The 20,757-nt window shown below is 42.5% G+C and carries 19 protein-coding genes; 16 read left to right on the forward strand and 3 right to left on the reverse strand.

The annotated features are described in order from the left end of the window. The first annotated feature begins 138 nt into the window (after window positions 1-138). The 13 genes from N530_RS19030 to N530_RS17560 all read left to right on the forward strand — a co-directional run bounded on the left by N530_RS19030 (window position 139) and on the right by N530_RS17560 (window position 13,677). Window positions 139-423: a transposase gene (locus tag N530_RS19030; RefSeq protein WP_155851944.1), complete on the forward strand. Its 285-nt coding sequence runs from the start codon at window positions 139-141 to the stop codon at window positions 421-423. A gap of 463 nt (window positions 424-886) precedes the next feature. Then, the gene (locus N530_RS17545; protein ID WP_051540802.1) at window positions 887-1,645 is read left to right on the forward strand and encodes a glycosyltransferase family 25 protein; all 759 of its coding nucleotides are present in this window, start codon (window positions 887-889) and stop codon (window positions 1,643-1,645) included. Next, window positions 1,642-2,868, forward strand: coding sequence for an O-antigen ligase (locus N530_RS0106915; protein ID WP_026480108.1), 1,227 nt, complete (start codon window positions 1,642-1,644; stop codon window positions 2,866-2,868). The genes N530_RS17545 and N530_RS0106915 overlap by 4 nt, the downstream gene beginning before the upstream one ends. A 797-nt stretch (window positions 2,869-3,665) precedes the next feature. After that, window positions 3,666-4,226: a dTDP-4-dehydrorhamnose 3,5-epimerase gene (gene rfbC, locus N530_RS0106920; protein WP_026480109.1), complete on the forward strand. Its 561-nt coding sequence runs from the start codon at window positions 3,666-3,668 to the stop codon at window positions 4,224-4,226. Between the two features lie 12 nt (window positions 4,227-4,238). Then, window positions 4,239-5,324, forward strand: a complete 1,086-nt coding sequence (gene rfbB, locus N530_RS0106925) for a dTDP-glucose 4,6-dehydratase (protein ID WP_035266562.1) — start codon at window positions 4,239-4,241, stop codon at window positions 5,322-5,324. 54 nt (window positions 5,325-5,378) lie between these two features. After that, the gene (rfbA, locus tag N530_RS0106930; RefSeq protein WP_026480111.1) at window positions 5,379-6,245 is read left to right on the forward strand and encodes a glucose-1-phosphate thymidylyltransferase RfbA; all 867 of its coding nucleotides are present in this window, start codon (window positions 5,379-5,381) and stop codon (window positions 6,243-6,245) included. 114 nt (window positions 6,246-6,359) lie between these two features. Next, window positions 6,360-7,502: a DegT/DnrJ/EryC1/StrS aminotransferase family protein gene (locus tag N530_RS17550; RefSeq protein ID WP_035266566.1), complete on the forward strand. Its 1,143-nt coding sequence runs from the start codon at window positions 6,360-6,362 to the stop codon at window positions 7,500-7,502. Between the two features lie 43 nt (window positions 7,503-7,545). Next, window positions 7,546-9,504, forward strand: a complete 1,959-nt coding sequence (locus N530_RS0106940; RefSeq protein WP_026480112.1) for a glycosyltransferase — start codon at window positions 7,546-7,548, stop codon at window positions 9,502-9,504. 56 nt (window positions 9,505-9,560) lie between these two features. After that, window positions 9,561-10,250, forward strand: coding sequence for a GNAT family N-acetyltransferase (locus N530_RS0106945; RefSeq protein WP_026480113.1), 690 nt, complete (start codon window positions 9,561-9,563; stop codon window positions 10,248-10,250). 34 nt (window positions 10,251-10,284) lie between these two features. Next, window positions 10,285-10,572, forward strand: a complete 288-nt coding sequence (locus N530_RS17555; RefSeq protein ID WP_051540803.1) for a hypothetical protein — start codon at window positions 10,285-10,287, stop codon at window positions 10,570-10,572. Beyond that, window positions 10,569-11,267, forward strand: a complete 699-nt coding sequence (locus N530_RS0106955) for an SDR family NAD(P)-dependent oxidoreductase (protein ID WP_035266569.1) — start codon at window positions 10,569-10,571, stop codon at window positions 11,265-11,267. Before N530_RS17555 ends, N530_RS0106955 begins: the two co-directional genes overlap by 4 nt. A 2-nt stretch (window positions 11,268-11,269) precedes the next feature. After that, entirely contained in the window at window positions 11,270-12,577 is a 1,308-nt protein-coding gene (locus N530_RS0106960; protein ID WP_026480115.1) for a fatty acid--CoA ligase family protein, read from the forward strand. 32 nt (window positions 12,578-12,609) lie between these two features. Beyond that, window positions 12,610-13,677 carry a glycosyltransferase family 4 protein gene (locus N530_RS17560; RefSeq protein ID WP_051540804.1) on the forward strand — a complete coding sequence of 356 codons (1,068 nt, stop codon included), beginning with the start codon at window positions 12,610-12,612 and terminating at the stop codon, window positions 13,675-13,677. 49 nt (window positions 13,678-13,726) lie between these two features. Here N530_RS17560 and N530_RS0106970 read toward each other — a convergent pair whose 3' ends face one another. After that, on the reverse strand, window positions 13,727-14,878 hold the full coding sequence (locus N530_RS0106970; protein ID WP_162150941.1) for a glycosyltransferase: 1,152 nt from the start codon (window positions 14,876-14,878) through the stop codon (window positions 13,727-13,729). A 1,099-nt stretch (window positions 14,879-15,977) separates the two neighbouring features. Here N530_RS0106970 and N530_RS0106985 point away from each other — a divergent pair. Next, window positions 15,978-16,835 carry an ABC transporter permease gene (locus tag N530_RS0106985; protein WP_026480118.1) on the forward strand — a complete coding sequence of 286 codons (858 nt, stop codon included), beginning with the start codon at window positions 15,978-15,980 and terminating at the stop codon, window positions 16,833-16,835. A gap of 13 nt (window positions 16,836-16,848) precedes the next feature. Beyond that, window positions 16,849-17,586, forward strand: coding sequence for an ABC transporter ATP-binding protein (locus N530_RS0106990; RefSeq protein ID WP_035266573.1), 738 nt, complete (start codon window positions 16,849-16,851; stop codon window positions 17,584-17,586). A 38-nt stretch (window positions 17,587-17,624) separates the two neighbouring features. Here N530_RS0106990 and N530_RS0106995 read toward each other — a convergent pair. Together N530_RS0106995 and N530_RS19325 are read right to left on the reverse strand one after the other, a co-directional pair. Then, a protein-coding gene (locus tag N530_RS0106995; RefSeq protein ID WP_371179698.1) for an IS3 family transposase occupies window positions 17,625-18,754 on the reverse strand; the annotation gives its coding sequence in 2 pieces (ribosomal slippage) (window positions 17,625-18,508 and window positions 18,508-18,754; 1,131 coding nt in all). A gap of 282 nt (window positions 18,755-19,036) precedes the next feature. Then, window positions 19,037-20,236 (reverse strand): sugar transferase, encoded by a 1,200-nt coding sequence (locus N530_RS19325; RefSeq protein WP_202899037.1) that lies wholly within the window; start codon window positions 20,234-20,236, stop codon window positions 19,037-19,039. 123 nt (window positions 20,237-20,359) lie between these two features. Here N530_RS19325 and N530_RS0107010 point away from each other — a divergent pair, with 123 nt between their 5' ends. After that, window positions 20,360-20,539, forward strand: coding sequence for a hypothetical protein (locus N530_RS0107010; protein ID WP_026480123.1), 180 nt, complete (start codon window positions 20,360-20,362; stop codon window positions 20,537-20,539). Window positions 20,540-20,757: the final 218 nt, after the last annotated feature.

Consider the following 20,757-nt stretch of genomic DNA (forward strand, 5'->3'; position numbering starts at 1 on the left):
CATATTTGAATATTTGACCGAAGAGTGTGAAGACGCCTGGTCTTAATCGACGGTTCCATCGTCAATGCCCACCGCGCAGTGGCTGGGTCAAAAAAGGGAACTGGAAGAAGGTATTGACCGCTTTCAACGGCGCTTCGTTTGTCTTTCGCCAGTGGCTCACGAGGAGGTCGCACCAGTAATGTTCACGCAGCTGTAGACGCCAAGAAAACCCTCTTGAGGTTAACAATCCCCGGAGGCCAATTACGTGACATCCGGATGATGCATGATTTTCTGGATTCGGTGGTTCCACCGCTCGATATTGTTGCCAACAAAGCTTACGGCAGCAAGAAGATCAGACAACAGATTGCCGACGAAAACGCGTTGGCGGTCACTCCATTAAAAAGCGATGCGCCGCACCGCGTTGATCACGATGCAAACCTTTAGCGACACAGGAACTCCGTCGAACGTTACTTTAGCAAGATGAAAATATGCGACGACTGGAAACAAGATTCGAGAAGAAATCCCAAAACTTCTTCTCGATGGTGCAACTCTTCGCAATCAGTTGCCTGGCAATTTAGCCCCCTCCCCTGTAATGGTATGTCGAAAACGCTCCCTAAGGCAACAAGGGCAATCAGTCCATTAGCATTGATGGGGAACATTTGGCTGACCAACACAAGCGCAAATAATTATGTTAAAGATTCATTCAAAAGTGGGTGTCTGCAGAAGTGTAAAATATACTAACCAGCGGTCAGGTTGTATAACTCCAATCACCTGTTCTTCTAAACATAAATAAGCTACATTTAGGCATTCGAATTTTCCGTCTGCTTGTATCCCAAAAATTCGGCTAGACTGCACAATGTTTAAAACCTATTAAGCTCGCTATCAAGCAATTCGAAAGCCTGAATTAATGCCTAAATATTATGCTATCAATTTAGCCCGTTCCCATGAGCGCTGGTCGGTGTTATCTAAAAGTGCACAAGCTTATAAAATTGATTTGACGCGGGTTGAGGCTGTCGATGGCAGTTTTCTGGACCCAAACAAATGGGAAAGCTTTGATACAGAGAAATTTAAGAGATGTAATGGTCGTCCTGCAAAACCAGGCGAGTATGGCTGTTACCAAAGTCACATTAATGCACTTAATTTATTTTTAAAATCAGGTCATCCAACAGGCGTAATCTTAGAGGATGACGTTCTATTAAATTCAAATTTAGAGCCTTTTTGCGATTTTTTAGATAAAAATTATAAAAAAGAATTATTGATTGTTAGGTTAACCTCACACCGCATTCCTTGGTTTGAAAAACAAACAGTCCGAGTGCTGGGATTTGCCATCGGTAGATGCTGGTTTGGTCCAACCGGCAGTTCAGCTGCATATTGGATTACGCGCGCTGGAGCCGAACAGTTATTGTCGAAACTAAATCCGGGTTATCTGCCAGTTGATATTATGATTGAACGTAGTTGGCATCACGGTGTAGATGTAATTCAAACGAAACCTACTATGTTGAAACTACCAGCAAATAACATTTCTGTCATTGAAGAGGACAAAGGCAACCCATATTACGCAAAATTTCGCTGGTATAAGCGCTTTCCTACTTATTACTTTAGAACATTTGAATTATTCCGACGTTTTTTTTATAATGCGCGCTCTAGAAGCATAAATTTCGAATGATAAGTGGTTTTTACAAATTTTTCTACTGGCGCAGCCGCGGTTTCGATTCTCTCGTTCTTGCATCGGCACCAGTGTTATTCATTTTAAACCCTTCTTCGATTGGTATTCTTAATGCTGTATTCTCAATTACAGGCATTTGGCTAATCTGCGGCAGACATAATTCCAGCCGATATTTAAATAGAAATTTATATTTTCTAGGCTTAATCATTGCGACTTATACTATAGCTCGATTAATTTTGGTTATGATGAGCACTCAGCAATGGTCATTAATATGCACTCCATACCAAGCATATCTCGCACTTATTGGGCCCCTTACAATAGGCTTAGTGTTGATTCGCGATCCATTGCGAACATTAATACTTAGTTGCCGTATAACTATTATTATTTCCTCATTTTATTCTGCATATTGGATCATAGAAACCAATAACGTGCGGTTAGGCTTTGGCACTAACCCACTCATTGCTGGCTATGTGCTTATGCTTTTTTCCTGTATAACTCGCTTTCCTCTGCGCCCCAATGAGCCCAGACTAATTAATCTGATACCGTTTTATTTAAGCTTTCTGATTGTTATTGCGACAGGCAACCGTATCATATTGATCTTCTATGTCATTACGTTCCTTTGGGATTCTGCGTGTGCCGTCCATCGATTGATCAAAGAAGATAGCTTAAATTTCAAAATTTCGATTCTAATCGTGGGAGGTATTATCACTAGCATTGCTATAATTGCATTTTTTGGAGAGCAATTTAGACTCGCGAATACACTTAATTTAATATTCATCGAAGCAAGTGCTGATCAGTCATTTTTACTGAGATTACATATGTGGGATCTTGGAATGCAGCTTTTTTCCCAAGCCCCTTTTCTCGGTGTTGGACAATGTAATATTCCTGATTTAACATTATCGCATTTCGAAACAGAGCTGAATATAGTTTTAAGCTTCAACCATCTCCACAACGTTTTCATTCATGAGCTTGCAGCTCATGGTATTATCGGCTTTCTATTAGTATTTTCGTTTCATGTTTTGTTATTTATGTATTTATACAAAAATATGCGTAATACTAACCAAAGAGCATCATTGATTATTTTATTTTTTGGTATCTTTATCTATGGATTGACTGGCTCGCATCTATCAGATGACCGTATGATGGCTGCAACGGGACTTACTTTTGGTGTTTTAGTTGCTGCTGCAGGCCGATTGAAACATAAATCTAAATTGTCGCACTAGACTAAGTTAAGACACCTTTGGCACGACAATAACATGACTATACAACATTTAAATTTCGGCACGATTTAAAGCGTGTTGTCATAATCATTCAGACTACTAGAATTTCTATATTAATTACCAATATAAAAACCATAACGAACTAAGCCGGATGTATTATACAGTGAAAGAAGAATAGAAATACTGCTGGGTATCTGAATGCCTTTGCGAAACAAGTGAGCATTATTTATGATATTTAGAATGCGGACATATTAATGGTTAAGAGAATATCTCTTTTTCCTAGCCACACCTGCACCCGAGGCAATCATTAAATTCTTCCGAGCTAATATTATGGACCAAAATTTCAAGCAAAAACGTTTCTCAGCTATAGCCCTGACTATGAGCGCTCGGAAATTGCGAAAATAAGTAGAAATTATCTACTTCCCATAGGTACATTGTGATCTTCATAAATCTTTCTAACAGCAGCCTTGCGTTCCATTTTGTTTGGTGCAAATGAACTCTTAGACTCCCTTTTAATGCTCTCCATTGTGGCAGCCTGAAATTAAGATTACATCGGGCGATAGAATTTACATGTGTTGAAAGTCGTTTTGATGGCACACTTATGCCTTAGAGTTACCGATATGATTTTAGTCCTTGATATAGATGACACAGTATACATTACCGAATTTAGTTATGAATTATCTAGAGTATTATTAGCAGATGCCCAACCTTTCGAAACATAGTCCTGCCTTCGATAAAAATCGATGATCACGGATCATCGAAGGAAAATAAACACATAAGCTAATGGAACTAAAAAAAACATGATTAAAGCGCTCGAAATTGAATGCGTAAAAGTTATTTGCCCTCGAATTTATCGTGATGACAGAGGTTTTTTCTCTGAAACGTACAATAAAAAAGCTTTAAAAGAGGCTGGGATTGACGTTGAGTTTGTTCAAGACAATCATTCGCTTTCCGTTCAAAAAGGAGTTATTCGTGGACTTCATTATCAATCACCGCCTTTCTCGCAAGGAAAACTGGTGAGGGTCGTCCAAGGAACTATTTTTGATGTCGCTGTTGATATAAGGCATGGCTCCCCCTCATTTGGCCGTCACATTTCTCGCATTCTTTCAGCTGAAAATTGGGAACAACTCTGGATCCCGCCAGGCTTCGCTCATGGGTTTTGTACGCTTGAAGCAAATACAGAAGTGGTTTACAAAACTACCTCATTCTACGCGCCGCAGTGTGACCACGGAATTTATTGGGCTGATAAAGACTTGAACATCGATTGGCCAGTGGCAAACGCGCAATTATCTGAGAAAGACAAGCTGCACCCACCATTTTCTGAAACACCTGCACATTTTACTTTTACTTTATCTAAATAAGATGATCTCATTATGAACAAACGTATTATAGTTACAGGCGGCGCTGGCTTTATTGGATCGGCCCTATGCCGCTATCTCATAGAATCGCAAAACGTTGAATTACTCAACATTGATAAATTAACATATGCAGCCAATCTAGATTCTCTCAAAACAATTGACAACAATGAGAGATATCAGTTTCTACATGCCGATATAACTGACGCCGATGCAATGCGCAGAGCTATAGCTGATTTTGACCCTGATGCTATTATTCATTTAGCCGCTGAAAGTCATGTAGATCGCTCTATCAGTGGTGCTGGTGAGTTCATTCAGACCAATATAATAGGAACGTTTAACCTGCTGGAAGCTGCTCGGCATTTTTGGGATGGACTTATTGGCGAGCGTAAGGCCGCTTTTCGCTTTTTGCACGTATCTACCGATGAAGTGTATGGATCATTAAGTGATACGGGCCTTTTTAAAGAAACTACTGCTTATGACCCAAGCTCGCCCTACTCCGCAAGTAAAGCTGCGTCCGACCACTTGGTGATTGCTTGGTATCGAACATATGGCTTTCCCGCACTGATATCGAATTGTTCGAACAATTACGGACCTTTTCAGTTTCCTGAAAAGCTGATACCGCTCGTGATTTTAAACGCTCTAGAAGGTCGCGATCTGCCAGTCTACGGCGACGGTAAAAACCTGCGCGACTGGTTATTTGTAGATGATCATGTCCGGGCCTTATGGACAATCTTAACGAAAGGTCGAGTAGGTGAAAAATACAATGTTGGGGGGCGTAACGAACTAACGAATCTGGACGTTGTACATAGGATTTGTGACTTAGTTGATAAGAATTCTGAAAAAACAATAGAGAGCCGCAGTTTAATTAAGTTTGTTGCCGACCGTCCAGGCCACGACCAACGATACGCGATAGATGCGACTAAGCTAGAAACTGAATTGGGCTGGAGAGCGCAAGAGACATTTGAAACAGGGTTAGAGAAAACTGTTTTATGGTATCTATCACGGGAAGATTGGTGGTACAAACTACGCAAGGATGTTTACGATGGGGGCCGACTGGGTTTGTTGAAAACGACCAACTCGGTTGATGTACAGTCTAAATAATTGTTGCCGACGAAATTAGTGAATGCATTTAGGAATGAGGAATAGGGTAAGATTATGAAGGGCATTATATTAGCAGGTGGGAGTGGGACACGACTCCATCCGATGACTAAGGTCGTATCGAAGCAGCTGTTGCCCGTTTATGATAAACCAATGATCTATTATCCACTTAGCACACTAATGCTAGCAGGGATAAAAGAAATATTACTTATTTCAACACCACAAGATTTACCCCAATATCAGCAACTTATAGGTAGCGGCGAACAGTGGGGAATAGATGTTACTTACGCCGCACAGCCTAAACCTGATGGTCTAGCGCAAGCCTATATAATCGGCGCCGATTTTGTTGGTGACTCAAACACCGCACTCATATTGGGCGACAATATTTTCTACGGTCATGGGTTGAGTGAATTGTTGACGGAAGCGTCCCAAACAGAAAGCGGAGCAACAGTGTTTGCTTATCATGTCAGCGACCCAGAGCGATATGGTGTTGTTGAAATGAACGCTGATGGTAAAGTACTTTCACTAGAGGAAAAGCCGGAACATCCGAAATCATCTTGGGCGGTAACCGGCATATATTTTTACGACAAACAAGTCGTCGACATTGCAGCCAACTTGAAGCCCTCACAAAGGGGAGAACTTGAAATAACAGATGTCAACTTAGCTTACATGGCACGCAATCAGCTTAAAGTTAAGAAAATGGGACGAGGTTATGCTTGGCTCGACACTGGGACACCAGAAAGTCTAAATGAGGCCTCCGATTTTGTAAGAGCACTAGAGAAAAGGCAGTCTTTCCGAATTGCATGTCCCGAGGAGGTATCTTTCCGAATGGGCTTTATTGATGAGGAACAATTACAAAAGCTAGCAATGTCACTTGGCAAATCCTCCTATGGTAAATATCTTGCTTCCATAACTAAGAACTAAAAATATTAGTTTGCCTTTTGGTTGAATCCTATAAGATTTAATAAAAAGCTGTTACTGGAGATTCTATCTCCTCGTAAATATCTCATCAACTCAAGCTACTAGGAATAGACAATTATGTCTGCACAAAACATTCAAGTCCTCAAGCCTAAATTCGAGATAGAAGAAACATTGAACGAAATCCGCCAGTGTCTCGAAATAGGCTGGACTGGTGCTGGCTTTAAAACGGTTGAGATGGAGGAGGCTTGGAAAAAGTACACTGATTTACCACATGCGCATTTTGTGGCTTCAGCTACAGCAGCTTTACATATAGCAGTTGCGATTTTGAAGCTACGCCACAATTGGAAAGATGGAGATGAGATCGTTTCCACAGGAATGACTTTCATATCTACAAACCATGCAATTGCAGCGGAGAACATGAAACCTATTTTTGCTGACATTGATTCATACGGTTGCATGGACCCAGAATCATTAGAGAGCAAGATTGGTCCAAAGACGCGCGCTGTTATTTTTGTTGGACTAGGTGGCAATACAGGACAATTAGAAAAAATTGTAGAAATTTGCAACCGTCATAACGTCAAACTGATTCTTGATGCAGCGCATATGGCAGGCACGACATTAAACGGCGAATGCCCAGCAAAACTTGTAGACATTACCTGTTACTCCTTCCAGGCAGTCAAAAACTTGCCAACTGGAGACGCCGGAATGATATGCTGTATGGACGCAGAACTTGATGCCATGGCTCGCAAGTTCGCTTGGCTAGGAATAAGCCAAGACACTTATTCGCGCACCGGCGCAAAGGGTGATTATAAATGGATGTATGACATTGAGTATCTTGGCTATAAATATAACGGCAATGCTATTATGGCTGCTATTGGCTTGGTAGCGCTACGACATCTTGATGAACAAAATGCGTATCGCCGTCAGATTTCCGCATGGTATAGAGAACTTCTTGGTGGTCATGAAGGTATAGAGCTGATTGAAATGGCGCCTAATTGTCAAGCATCACAACATCTATGCCAGATTTTGGTACAGGACCGTGATAAGATGATGCAGGATCTATATGCTGAAGGCATTTTTCCTGGCGTACATTATCGAGATAATACACAATATAAGATGTACTCTTACGGCCAAGGTACTGTTCCAAAAACAGCATATTTTTCAAATCATATTTTATCGTTGCCTTTGCATTTGCATCTGGAAAAAGCCGACATTAAGCGAATTACGAGAGCTGTTATCAATAGCATTAGTGAGGGGTGAGAAAAACAACACACAAGAATGTGAACTCAGAAGATAGCAAATTATGGCCAACGTTGACGATATTGATCTTTCAGGAAGCGAATGGAAAAGTTGGGCGGTTAAAGGTGCAATTCCAAATATTCTTGTTATCCACCCAGGTCTTATTCCCTCGGTGATTATTGGTGTTTTACGCCCACTTTTATCACTCGAACGAAAAAAACGGATCTCTCTCTCTGTTTGCACAGAAACTCAGTGGACAACTGATGATATAAACCGATCTGACATAGTTGTTTTCTGTAGAAATCAAAGTCAAAACGCGTACTCAGCATTGCTTTGCGCCAAAGCTGCAAAAAAACATGTCATCTATGAAATAGATGACAATTTTTTTGAGGCACCTCTAAACATTTCTATTGGGCGTACCTTACGAATCCCTAGGAGCTTGCACACTGTTCGACGGATGTTTGAATTGGCAGATATTACGCGAGTTTACACCCGGCCAATGGTCGATCTCGCAACTAACTTTGGCGCTCGTGTACACCTTGTTCGTTCGTATTTTGATCACTATATTATTGATGAAGTACCACTGGTAAAATCAAACAAGGTCGTAAAAATTGCTTTTGCAACTGGCAGAAGTGCGGACCCAAAGTTGGATGTGATGCTAGAAGATGCCGTTAAGGATATCTTGGATAAGTATGGATCAAAAGTTGAATTTCATTTTTGGCGCAAACCATCAAAACAATTGAGAGATTACCCTCAAGTAAAGATTAACCTCATTGAAACAGATTATAACAAATTTATAAAGTCATTTTATCAATCTGGTTTTGACATCGGTTTAGCGCCACTTTTGAAAACTATTTTTTATGAGTCAAAAACTAATAATAAATTTCGTGAATATGGTGGTTGCAGTATTGCTGGCATTTACAGCGATGCGGCCCCTTATCTCGACAGCGTAGGAGACGGTGTAACAGGTCTAATTGTAGAAAACACGCGCGAGCAATGGTTTGAAGCAATGACCAAGTTGATAGACAACCCGCAGCTGCGCGAAGTAATAGTCGAAAACGCCAAATCTATAATTCATAAAAATTATAATTACAAACAAGCTGTCCAATCGTGGTTTGATGATTTCAACTATCTATCAAAAACACCTCCAATTTCGACCAACCTTAAAGCATCCTTGTACCATCGTAATATATTGGTAGATCATAAACGGTGGCTTGCAACACTTAATGACATTTATCCTTCCGTGATTGGTAGTGATGTCAAAAATAACATTTTGTATAATATAATATGCTTAAACGAAGATACAGATAAAATAAATAATTACCGTATACTTCAACTGAACAATACTCTTACTTGGGTGATGGTTCAAGAACCTCTCAAGGTCAAGCCTGCTTTTCTAACAACTATTGCGGATGGCTCATTTGGTCTAGTTGTTGACCTGAGCAAAAACAAGCTAGAAAAATTATCATCGTTCTTAAAGAGCATTGAAAGTTTTGACATAAAACTTGTAGTCGTGATAACGAGCCAGCAGTTTGTTGATTTGCCATTGTCGATGCTACCGATAAGCGCTACCGAAAAAAGAAACGTGCTCGAACGCGTTTGTCATGACACATACCCCCGAAGTGAACATTTTAAAATACCCTCTGGTTATGTGGTGATCACGCCAAGTTCGGAAATCCCATATTTAAATGTATCGCTTAACTCCACTGAAGGTCTCATTTCTGAGATTTTAGACTGCATGATCGCGCAATACCCTACCCCTAGAAGTCAAGCGATGGGTTTAGGCTTAGTCAGCGCCACGATTCTACGAAGCAAGTTTTTGTCGCCAAGTAAGAAAATCAATTTATTAAATAAATTGTCACAACACGAGCCGACCCCAAAAGTTATCGGGCGAACCGCCTACAGGAAATTTTTGGAGAGATTCTATCTTTTCCGCTGGAGATCTGCACGTTGGCTCATAGCTCAACGGAGCACAAAACATATAGATATTGATGAAACCAATGAGCTTGATCTGTTATTATAAATTACAGCAAGTAGGAACCCAAATATCATCTCAGCGAGCATTTTGAAAGCAGCACAATGAGCAAAGCTCAAGATCATCTTAAAAATATGAAGTTGGGACGATCATCAGCATCATTGCCCGTGATCGACCGCAATGGATATGAATGCGCACAACTTGTGCCAATTGGCAAAGCTGATACTCAGGATGATTACCTGATCAAGAGTATATTTAAGTGGCGTAATCGGCACATGGAATCCTTTGCAACTCGCATTGCAAATCCATCAATTGAGAAAACCCGATCATATCTTGAAAATATTCCAATAGGTAAACCCGACAGAATTCTATTTCGTTTAATTGCGAAAGGAAAACTGGTTGGGCATGTTGGACTGTGCTCCGTCAATAACACTAAGATTTGCGATATCGATAACCTCATGATAGGCGAAGTCGGTTTGGGACTTGAGTTAGCAATGTTTTGTGAACTTACACTTTTGCATTTTTGTTTCGACCAGTTAGATGTGAGTGAAGTTGCGGCAGATGTACTCAACACAAATCGTGCTGCTTACGGCCTTCATAGATTAGTAGGTATGAAGGTTAAAGAACGTATACCGCTAATTGCGACAATTAAAGAAAACGGTGATGAGTTTCTGACGCCTAGATTAAGCAGCCAAAGGCTTAACAGTGATGTGTTTTTTAATCGCATGACAGTTAATCGAGAACTATTTATGACCACACATAAACAATGGATTGAAGGCTTAAAAGCTATTTAAATTGAAAATCGTTAGAGAAGAGAAGGAAAAGCTAATGCTTGAACGCGACAAGGTAGTTGCTATTATAACGGACGAGATCAGTCAGGTGACAGATCAAAAAACCGCAATAATTAACGAGAATACACCCCTTATGGGCGACGGAGCTGTAATTGATTCCCAAGGGATTCTGACTGTTCTTCTTGCTTTGGAAGATTTGGCAATGGATGAGCGCGGCGCAGAATTTGACTGGTCTAGCAATGCTACTTTCTCATCACGTAACAGCCCCCTGCTTTCTGTAGGCTCTTTGGCCGATTTCTTTATCATGAAAGTTGAAGGAAAATGAGTGACAAAAAGGTGATTGTGGTAACTGGCGCTAGCCGCGGTTTGGGTCAGTACATCGCTCAACAAGCGCTTGCCACTGGATACGAAGTAATCGGTGCCGCACGCAGCGCCGGTGAAGGGCAAGGATACCCTATCTTTGCCTGCGACGTTTCCGACGCTGACGCGGTGAAGTCATTCGCAAGCAGTGTCCAAAAACAAGCAGGAAAAAATCTTTATGGTGTGATCAACAGTGCCGGTGTGGCGGCAATGAATCTTGCTGTTACAACCCCAACGGCAACTGTTCGCAAAGTCATCGACATTAATTTGATAGGCAGTATTTTCATGTGCCAAAAATTTTCAACTTTGCTAATGAGAAGAAAAAATGGACGTATAATCAATTTTTCAACGATAGCAGTACCATTAGCATTAAGCGGAGAATCCGTTTATGTTGCCTCCAAGGCAGGGATCGAAGGTTTTACTCGTACATTTGCCCGCGAGATTTCTGGGTTTGGACTTACCGCCAACTGCATTGCACCAGGACCTATTGATACAGATCTTATTGCTGGTGTAAGTGACAAAAGTATTAATAAAATTATTGATCGCCAAGTCGTAAAGAAGAAGGGAACGAAAGCCGACATTTGGAATATCGTAGACATACTACTTGATGAAAAGTCAAACATGATATCCGGGCAAACAATCAACGTTGGAGGTGTCTAGTTTTGACTGTTTCAGTTATCGACGAAATTGCCGAGCGTCAGGCGGGTATTGAACGTCCCATTTTAGTCGGACAGTCAGGCAACCTGCATTTTTCTGATATAACTTCAGCCAATCAGGTTGATTTAAGCGATGTGCAAATGGGTGATATCGTTGCATTAGTGGGTGACTTTGACGCCAGTTCCATTGCCACACTTCTTCGCCTTGTTGATCTCAAAGTAATTTTAGTACCGCTTACGACTGCCACTAAGGCGGATCACTCATATTTTCATGATGCAGCCCACGTAAACGTGGTTATCGAAGATGGAAAGGTTATCAGAACCAATCAACGTGGCACCGATCAAAGAGAAATTACTCATTTGCGAGAATTGAATCACGCGGGCTTGGTCTTATTCTCGTCCGGTACTACCGGACGACCAAAAGCTATTTTACATGATTTCGAGAAATTTCTTGTCCGCTACCGCACCCCGCGGGCTGCGCTAGTTACGTTAAGCTTTCTTCTCTTTGACCACATTGGCGGAATTAACACACTTTTTCATACCCTCTACAACAAAGGTCAAGTTGTTGTGCCACGCGAACGCAAAGTTGAAGCCGTTATTGAAGACATAAAGACATACGGCGTAGAGCTTTTGCCTACCAGTCCAACCTTTCTGCGAATGATGCTAATGAGTGGGACTGCTGAACGACTGAACGATACTAAACTCAAAATGGTGACATACGGCACCGAGCGCATGGATCAAGGAACACTTAAGCAGCTATGCGCGGCTATGCCCCATATTGATTTTCGTCAGACTTATGGCATGTCGGAGCTCGGTATTTTACGAGTGAAAACTAAAGCACGAGACAGTTTGTTTATGCAAGTTGGTGGCGAAGGCGTAGAGCTTCACGTGTCGGATAACAACGTTCTTAAGATTAGATCAAAAAATAGAATGCTTGGCTACCTTAACGCTGAATCACCCTTTGATGAAAATGGATGGTACGATACTAAGGACATTGTCGAGACTGATGGCGATTACATTCGTGTTGTCGGGCGTCAATCTGATCTTATTAACGTTGGCGGACAGAAAATCCTACCTGCCGAAATAGAGCGTGCTGCTCTGGCGCACCCCAAAGTTGCTATGGCAAAAGCTGTGGGCATTGATAATCCGATTACTGGACAGCATATTGAAGTTTCTGTCGAACCAAAAGAAGGCTGTACGCTGGATCGCAAGGAAATGTTTGCACATTTTACTTCATTACTGCCATCGGGGCTACGCCCTCATCGGGTTAAGATTGCAAAAATAGCTGTCGGTCATCGCTTTAAGCAAATGTAGCTTCAACCGACAAAGCGGAGTTTTCGTACCTGATGGCAAATATCCTCGCACTTACGCGGCATACACGGCAGGCTGCGTCCAGCAGGCTCCGACACTTTGACCTTATTCCATATTTGGAAGATTATGGACATACGGTATCGGTTCAAAGCCTTCTGGATGATAAATATTTGGCTGGCCTTTATGGCGAACAGCCAAAGGCCAGTATGGCGTATATATCTCGAAAATATATTGATCGCGTGCGTTGGCTGCGATCAGGAGACCCAAATTCTGTTTTGTGGATTGAGAAAGAACTTTTTCCTTACCTGCCGTTCTACGCAGAATCATTAGCATTAAAAGGTTTCGCACGATCTATTCTTGACTTAGACGATGCTTGGTTTCTACGATACGAGCGATTGAATCCACGTTTAGGGCTCAAATCAATGTCACAGAAATACAGCAAGTTGTTGTCCTCAGTGGACATTGTTACTGTTCCAAATTCCTTTCTTGCGGAAGCGGTTTTGGCAAGAGGAGCAAAACAGGTGAAAATCATACCACCTTTCATTGACGCCGAGCGATACTCTTATACACAACGGTCGAATGCACCAGGAAAACCACCTGTTATCGGATGGATTGGGTCGCCTCTCAATGCACGAAAATATCTTTCACCATGGGTGGATTTACTTAACAAAATCGTGGCTGAAAAGGTAGCAGATATTGTTCTTATCGGTGCCGGAGATGAAGTACCTCACTTAAATGCCAGAAGGTTGGATTGGTCGGAAGAGACTGAGGTTGCACAGATCAACGAGATCGATATTGGTATAATGCCAATTGAGGACTGCGAATGGGACCGCTGTAAATCAGGCTATAAGCTTGTTCAATGCATGATTAGTGGCAAACCGGTTATCGCGTCAGCAATCGGTTTTAATCGCGTTCTAGTTGAACATTCCGTCAATGGATATCTGGTAGAAAATACCACCCACGCATGGGAGACTGCTATACGACGTATGGCGGCAAGCAGAGATATAATTCAAACAATGGGGGTGAATGCACGGCAAAGCATAATTAAGCGATTTAGCGATCGCCGTGTGGGCTTGGATATACTATTAGATTTAGTAGAATAATAGTATTTACATCAACATAGAGCCAATCAATCCAATTCATTAGGACTTATTAGCTCAGATAAAGTTGCAGGAAAACTGCATTGACGTCTTCTTCACTGATGGGAGATGACCGTGCGAGCGTGAGTGAGGCCTCTCCCATTTGCCGCGTCCTATCAGGATCGTCCTCCATTTCTGACATTTTTCGGGCTAATTCATTTGGGGAAGATGGTTCTGTCATCCAACCATTGACCCCATTTTCAATTATTTGTTCAACGGAAGGTTGCCGACTCGCAAGCAATGCCACTCCTGAAGCGGCAGCTTCGATCAATACACGCGGAAAGCCTTCGCGCAGACGAGTTGGCAAACATACAACGTCAACACTCCGCAGTAGATCTGGCATTGCATCTCCAGGGACAGCACCAGCCAGATTAACTAAACCTTCAGCTTGAGACTCTTCCAATTTATAGGCGGGAAATGCATCTGGATTATTCGGATCCAGCAGGCCGGCGATAGTAAATTTGGCATCCGAACCTTGATGCCGTCGTTGACGTGCGGCTTCAATGAAATCTTCTACGCCTTTAGAGTGAATGAGGCGTGAAGCAAACAGAAAATGTAAAGGGCCATTACGCTTTTCTGTTGCGGGTTTAAACAGTTTAGCCTTGATTCCTGCGCCAAAAGTAACCCTTGTCTGTTCGGGGCGGAATATGCCGAGGCTGATGAAATAATCTCTGTCGCTTTCGTTTTCAAATGTGGCATGGCAATCGAGGTGGCGGGCAAAAAATCGCATAGTGCCTACAATCAATTTTCGCCTAACCTGCGATACGATGTCTGTATCCTCAAACACTCGACCAAGACCTGGAAATGTGAGAATGACGCGTGGCACCTTGCTTGATCTTAAAAACAAACTCTTTAAACCGAAACCAACCATCGTGTATAGAATAGGTTTGATGGTGATGGCATGTACGACTTCTGCATTTATAGATCGTGCCAAGCGAACGATCTTTAGGGCCGCCAATGCATCAGCCAAAGGAGTAAAACGGTGTCGTTCAATATTGAGTTCTACAAGATCAAAGTCAGACAAGTACCCCCTAGGTTTTTCGTCACCGGCGCACACAGTGGCGTGCCAACCTTTTTCTATTATTGCCTGAACTGGTGGTAGCCTGTGCAGAAGAAAATAATTCCATTCATTACAACAATACAAGATAACGCGGTTGGTCGGCATTTGGGTCTCAACCATTATTGCACACTAAGGTATCGGTGCATTGCCATTTCCCATTAATGAAATTTTTTATAACGTCCAATGCTCTGAGGCTAGGCTCCCGTTTTAGAAGCTGCTTTACCTTTGTACAATCCACTACAGAAGCCGAAACATCGCTATGGTACCTGCCAGTAAATATTGAGTCAATAAAACGCCCCTTAGCTCTTAAACACAAGCCGAGGATTTGTGTTACTACTGCACCGACAACGCGGCCAAAACTCAGGACTTGATGTCCCAGAATGCTAACAACATCGTCTAACACTGTAAGGTGCGCTTCATCCATAGCCATATTTTGAATAGAGTCACTCAGGGGTATTATGATAACTACTATATAATAATGATGATAAATCTTGGATTCAGGATGCGGAAAAAGTGTCACACGCGTCCATATTGGCACAAAATTATCGGCAGTTAATTCAGCTATTCGACTACACCTATGACAACCGGTGAGATTAAAATACTGCGAGGGAACTCCCCTACATACCTGCGCTCTAGCCCATTTGACGAACAGCTTTACATCCTCAAGATTAGTGTGTTCAGATGCCGAACGCGGATGCTTATCTAATGATAGTATCTCATGGAGATGTGATGTGCTCGCTGCGGTTACATGGCTACAGATATATCCGGCCTCGCCTGTATTTAATACTTGCATAGTGCAAACCGCGAACATCTAAACCTTTGCCTGTTTATCATTGTTATGATCTGCATAAAAAGTTGCAATACTACCGCCTTTTGATTCGCCTTGTTCTCCGGCATCATAAATTGTATAATCTTCTATGGCTTGCAATTAAAGTGTTAATTTCTTCGCGGAGACGGCCTATCTAATAATTTTGAATCTTTTATCTGGGCTTGACACCATCGTCAGGGACCTAAATAACCCCTAAAATTGCAGACGATTTCTTCCCTACAGAATATGGAAAAGAGGATATTCTCGACAATGCATCACGAGTATTCTAAACACACCTAAAAATCATCGCTGAATCGGAACAGTATGCATGTGCGATTACGCTCAACTAAATGCTTCATTGATACTAATTTACTTTGTAGCGAGCACTAAAAAATTATGACGCAGTCACAAATATCTACGACCTTTTCCGCATTGACGGATGTACCGCTTTTACAAAGAGTTATGCGCTCGTTTGTCACGTTATTTGAGGTTTTCTTTCGCTATCGTGAGATTTGGGGGTTTCTTGCCTTACAAGATATAAAATCTCGTTTTCGAAGAAGCTCTCTGGGCGTTTTTTGGATTGTCGCCCAACAGCTCGCGTTTGCTGTGGGGGGGGGGATGGTGTGGTCTGCTATTTTCGGTATATCCATGGCTGAATTTATACCATTTATCGCTTCAGGCTTTGCCATATGGGGCTTTTTATCACTCGCTTTTGTAGAAGGATGTAATACTTTTATTATGGCGCAAGGCTTTGCCAAACAAGTTGCGCTTCCTATGCAAATTTACATTTGGCGTCATGTAGCGAGTGGCTTATTCACTTTCGCGATCGGTATTGTGGTCGCTCTTTTAGTAATTTTCGCATATAAAGGATTTAGTGCGTTTGCTGGTCTGCACTACTTACTAATTGGCCTGATTCTAATTACGCTCATAGGAGTTATGGTCACCGGAACAATGGCTTATATGGGCGCAATATTTGGCGACCTCGCTCATGGAATGGCCAGTTTGTTTACTATGCTGTTTGTTATCTCACCTGTCATTTATCCGCCCAGCGTACTGATCTCGAAGGGGTTAGGATGGGCAGTTTCATTAAATCCTCTTTCGGCTCTACTTGAAATCGTGAGAGTTCCTTTGGTTGATCAACAAGCAGCAGACTTTCATAATTATGTTATGGCCGTTGTAGTGCTAATAATCGCTACGGTGATATATCTTGTTCTCGATGCACGGATCGGTCGCCGCATCGTTTATTATCTATAGTCGGAATAATATTTTGAGTCACATATCAGTAAAAAATCTTTCTGTTGAATTTCCTCTCTACTCTGCCTCGCAACGAAGTTTAAAGAGCAACATCTTCTCGGTGATGAACAATCGTTCTGCTACGCCCACAAAAACCTATAGCGCACTAAATGATGTTTCGTTTGATATACTATCCGGCGATCGCGTATGCCTTGTAGGCTTAAACGGTGCCGGGAAGACAACACTCCTTCGTGCCTTGGCAGGAATTCTACCGCCCACCAAGGGAACCATTGAAGTCACCGGTTCGGTCTCTCCACTACTAGATTTTGCAACTGGCTTTGAAATGGAGATGACAGGGCACGATAACATTTTGGCACGTGGTATGTTTTTGGGTGTACCCGCCGCTCAAATGCGCCTTCAACAGAATGAGATCGCTGAATTTAGTGGTCTTGGCGATTTTATTTATGAACCTGTAAAGACCTATTCTGCTGGTATGTTTGTTCGATTAGCTTTTGCTATTATTACTTCGATTGAACCAGAGATTTTAATCGTTGATGAAATTGTTGGGGCGGGGGATAAGTCCTTTGCTAAAAAAGCGCAGGACAGGATGATTAGCCTTATAGAGAAAGGAAGTATCGTTGTGCTGGCAACTCACTCAACAAATCTGGCACTAGAACTGTGCAATAAAGGTATCTGGCTTGAGGACGGCAAGATTGTGACGTGCGGTGATATCGAAGAGACAATTCGTCGTTACGTAGAAAATGATCGTTAATGGACTTGTCCCGTTTTAATTCCGCATCCAGTTCTCGTTTAAGCCATTTTTCGTTCGAAGTCTGCCGGTGATATTCCTCCTATTGCTGAGTGACGACGGCGGCTGTTGTAGAAGCCATTGATGTATTTGAAGAGCGCATCAGTCACTTGTTGGCGTGTTTGCCATTGATGCCTCCAAACGAGCTCTGCTTTCAATGTTTTGAAGAAGGTTTCGACAGCGGCATTATCATAACAATTTCCTTTCCCGCTCATGGATACTTTGAAGCCAAGCTGACGAAGCCGCTTTTGATAGTCATGAGAGCAGTATTGGCTTCCTCGGTCAGAGTGATGTACACATCCTGCGGGTGGGTTTCGAAGCGCGACTGCATGGCTCAATGCACGTAACGCAAGATCATGCTTCAACCTATTGCTAACTGACCAGCCAACAACTCGCCTTGAGTGAAGATCGATAATGACAGCAAGATAGAGCCAGCCTTCACGTGTCCAGATGTATGTGATGTCTGCCGCCCATTTTTGGTTTGGGCGATCAGCAGTAAAATCCCGATCAAGCCAGTTTGGAGCAATGTTGAACTTATGATTGCTGTTGGTTGTAGTCTTGTATTTACGGGTTCTGACAACACGCAAACCGTTTTGGCGCATTAAACGTCCAATACGGCGATGACCTACACGCAGGCCCAGCTCCTTCAACTCCTGCGTCATTCTCGGGCGACCGTAACTTCCCAAGCTATGATGATGTTGCTCTCGGATATGGGCCAGCAAGACCATGTCCTGCCTCTGCCGATCACTCACCGGACGTCTACGCCACGATCGGTATCCTCGCGATGTAACGCCCAGAATAAGACAAAGCCGGTCAACGGAAATGTGTGTTCGGTGCTCTTCCACAAAAGCAAATTTCACTTGCTTTGATTTGCAAAGAACACCGTCGCTTTTTTTAACACCTCCCGCTCCTCCAGGAGCAAGCGGTTCTCTTTGCGAAGCCGTTCATTCTTTTTGGCCAAATCAATATCTGCTGCCGGTGGAAGATCATCAGGCTTGGACTGCTGAATCCATTTGGCCAGTGTTGAGAAACCGACATCTAAATCGGATGCTACTTGTCGACGTGTAAGCCCACTTGTCAGTGCAATGCGCACCGCTTCACGTTTGAATTCATCGTTGTGTTTGCGTGCCATAGTTGTTCTCCTTGATGGCGATTATTCCATTCAAGGACACGGAACAAAACCGTGACAAGTCCATACTGGCTCTGAGCAATACCCTCCCCTCTAGATGAGAAAGCTAGGATCGTTCTATATGAGGCTTCTTGGTGCCGTTCGGTTCTCCGTCTCATAATTTACTCCCTGACGGTAACGTTGAGCCAAAAACACTCCGTTAGGCAACTAAACCAATTAGTCCATTAGGCGTTGATGGCGAACAATCATTGACCATTTCATAATCGAATGGACGGAAAAATAGTATCAATCCCCTTTATAAACCCTATCGCCACCACCGCGGCCTAAAAACGTTGAAGCAATGATCTTGAGATCAAACGGAATAGATCTCAAAGCCATGTACTGTGAATCCATCTTAGCAAGTCTTTCTGGATCGCTCATATCAATACCATTGACCTGCGCATATCCAGTTATACCAGGCAAAATATCAAAAACGCCCAGTGTGTCTCTTGCAGAAATGAGCTCTTTTTGAATAGGCAAGCACGGACGAGGCCCGACTAATCCAACCTCACCACGTAAAATATTAAACACTTGCAATAGTTCATCTAGTTTAGTTTTACGCAATAAAGCTCCAACCTTGGTCACCGAGGCAGCTTGCACCTCATGCGTACCAGCGGATATTGTGCCTACTTTCATTGTACGAAACTTGTAACATGTGAATGGCTTCTGGTTCTTACCAATACGAGTTTGTGCAAAAATACTCTTACCGTCAGAGTCCAAACGAATAGTGATGTATATGATCAACATCAGCCACCAAAATAAAAAGATAACGGAAAGTGCAAAGCCATAATCGATCAGTTTCTTAAATGAGCTATAGGCCCAATTTCCATACTGATTGTCAGACACAATCTGTTCTGAAAATCTAGATTCTTTAAGAGATCGGATCGTAGCTTGGACAACATGATTCATATGAACAGTTGGGCGCAAAGCTGCCAAGAGCTTAAATGCGAACGGCCTTACTATTTCAGGAACTTTATTAAGGATTGAAAGACGCCCCCTGAATGCCTCTCCATAAACAGCAGGTAAGCGAAGTATGATAATATCTATACAGTCTACATGCGATAAGATTTCTTCGGCTTTGGCTTTGCTTTCACCGTAGTCTGTTTGATCATGCTTTAAAGCGTGCGTCGTCGAAAAATGAATCAAGCGTTTGACGCCCGCAGACTTTGAAGCGGCTATCAACCTCTCCAAAAAAAGAACATTTGCATCCTGATAATCGTTAGCTGTTAAACCTGCTTGTGGTACAGCTGCTGCCGCATTCACGATCACATCAACTTCTGCTAGTCTTTCAAACTGAGTATAATCGGCAACGTTGTGTTCAGCAAATAGTTTTCCTAGTTTGTTTATATCTCTACCATATAATAAAAGTTCATAGCCGTGACCAGCCAGTTGCCGCACTAAATTTTGCCCAATGTGGCCAGACGCGCCTATAATTGCAACATGCAAATCACTCTCCCATATAAAACTGGATGAATATATGGAGCGAGCGGATACGAAGCGCAAGAATTACTTACGATATAGCTTTTTATACAACCAAACATTTTCAGGGACCGCACAAGAAGGAATGCTATGGCACCTGCGACAAATGAGTTAGTAGTCATCAAAAATGCGGCCCGTTTGCTTGCTGTTCTTGATTCTTGCGCCATTGAGATGCCCGCCAAATGGTCGAACTTAGCCACTGGCAATCTGGCACGCTCTATCGCCCAACTAGCGCATGCTTTAAGAGTCGCCCCGATAGAGAGCGCATAGCTTGTTAACCGTGTTTATAAAGCGTGGATTGATTTTTTAAAATCACTGGTCATTTTAAGGTGGCTGGCGATTTCACGTCAGCATCTAGGCGCGGCACCGCTAAAAAAGCGGTGCACCTCGGACGGCAATCCAAGGGCACCTGGCCAACATCAACTCCAGTTCAGTGGAGCTAAATATGGTTGCGTTCAGCAATAACGATCGACGCACGTCGGTCAATA

The sequence above is a fragment of the Ahrensia sp. 13_GOM-1096m genome (assembly GCF_000620605.1).
GTDB lineage: Bacteria > Pseudomonadota > Alphaproteobacteria > Rhizobiales > Rhizobiaceae > Ahrensia > Ahrensia kielensis.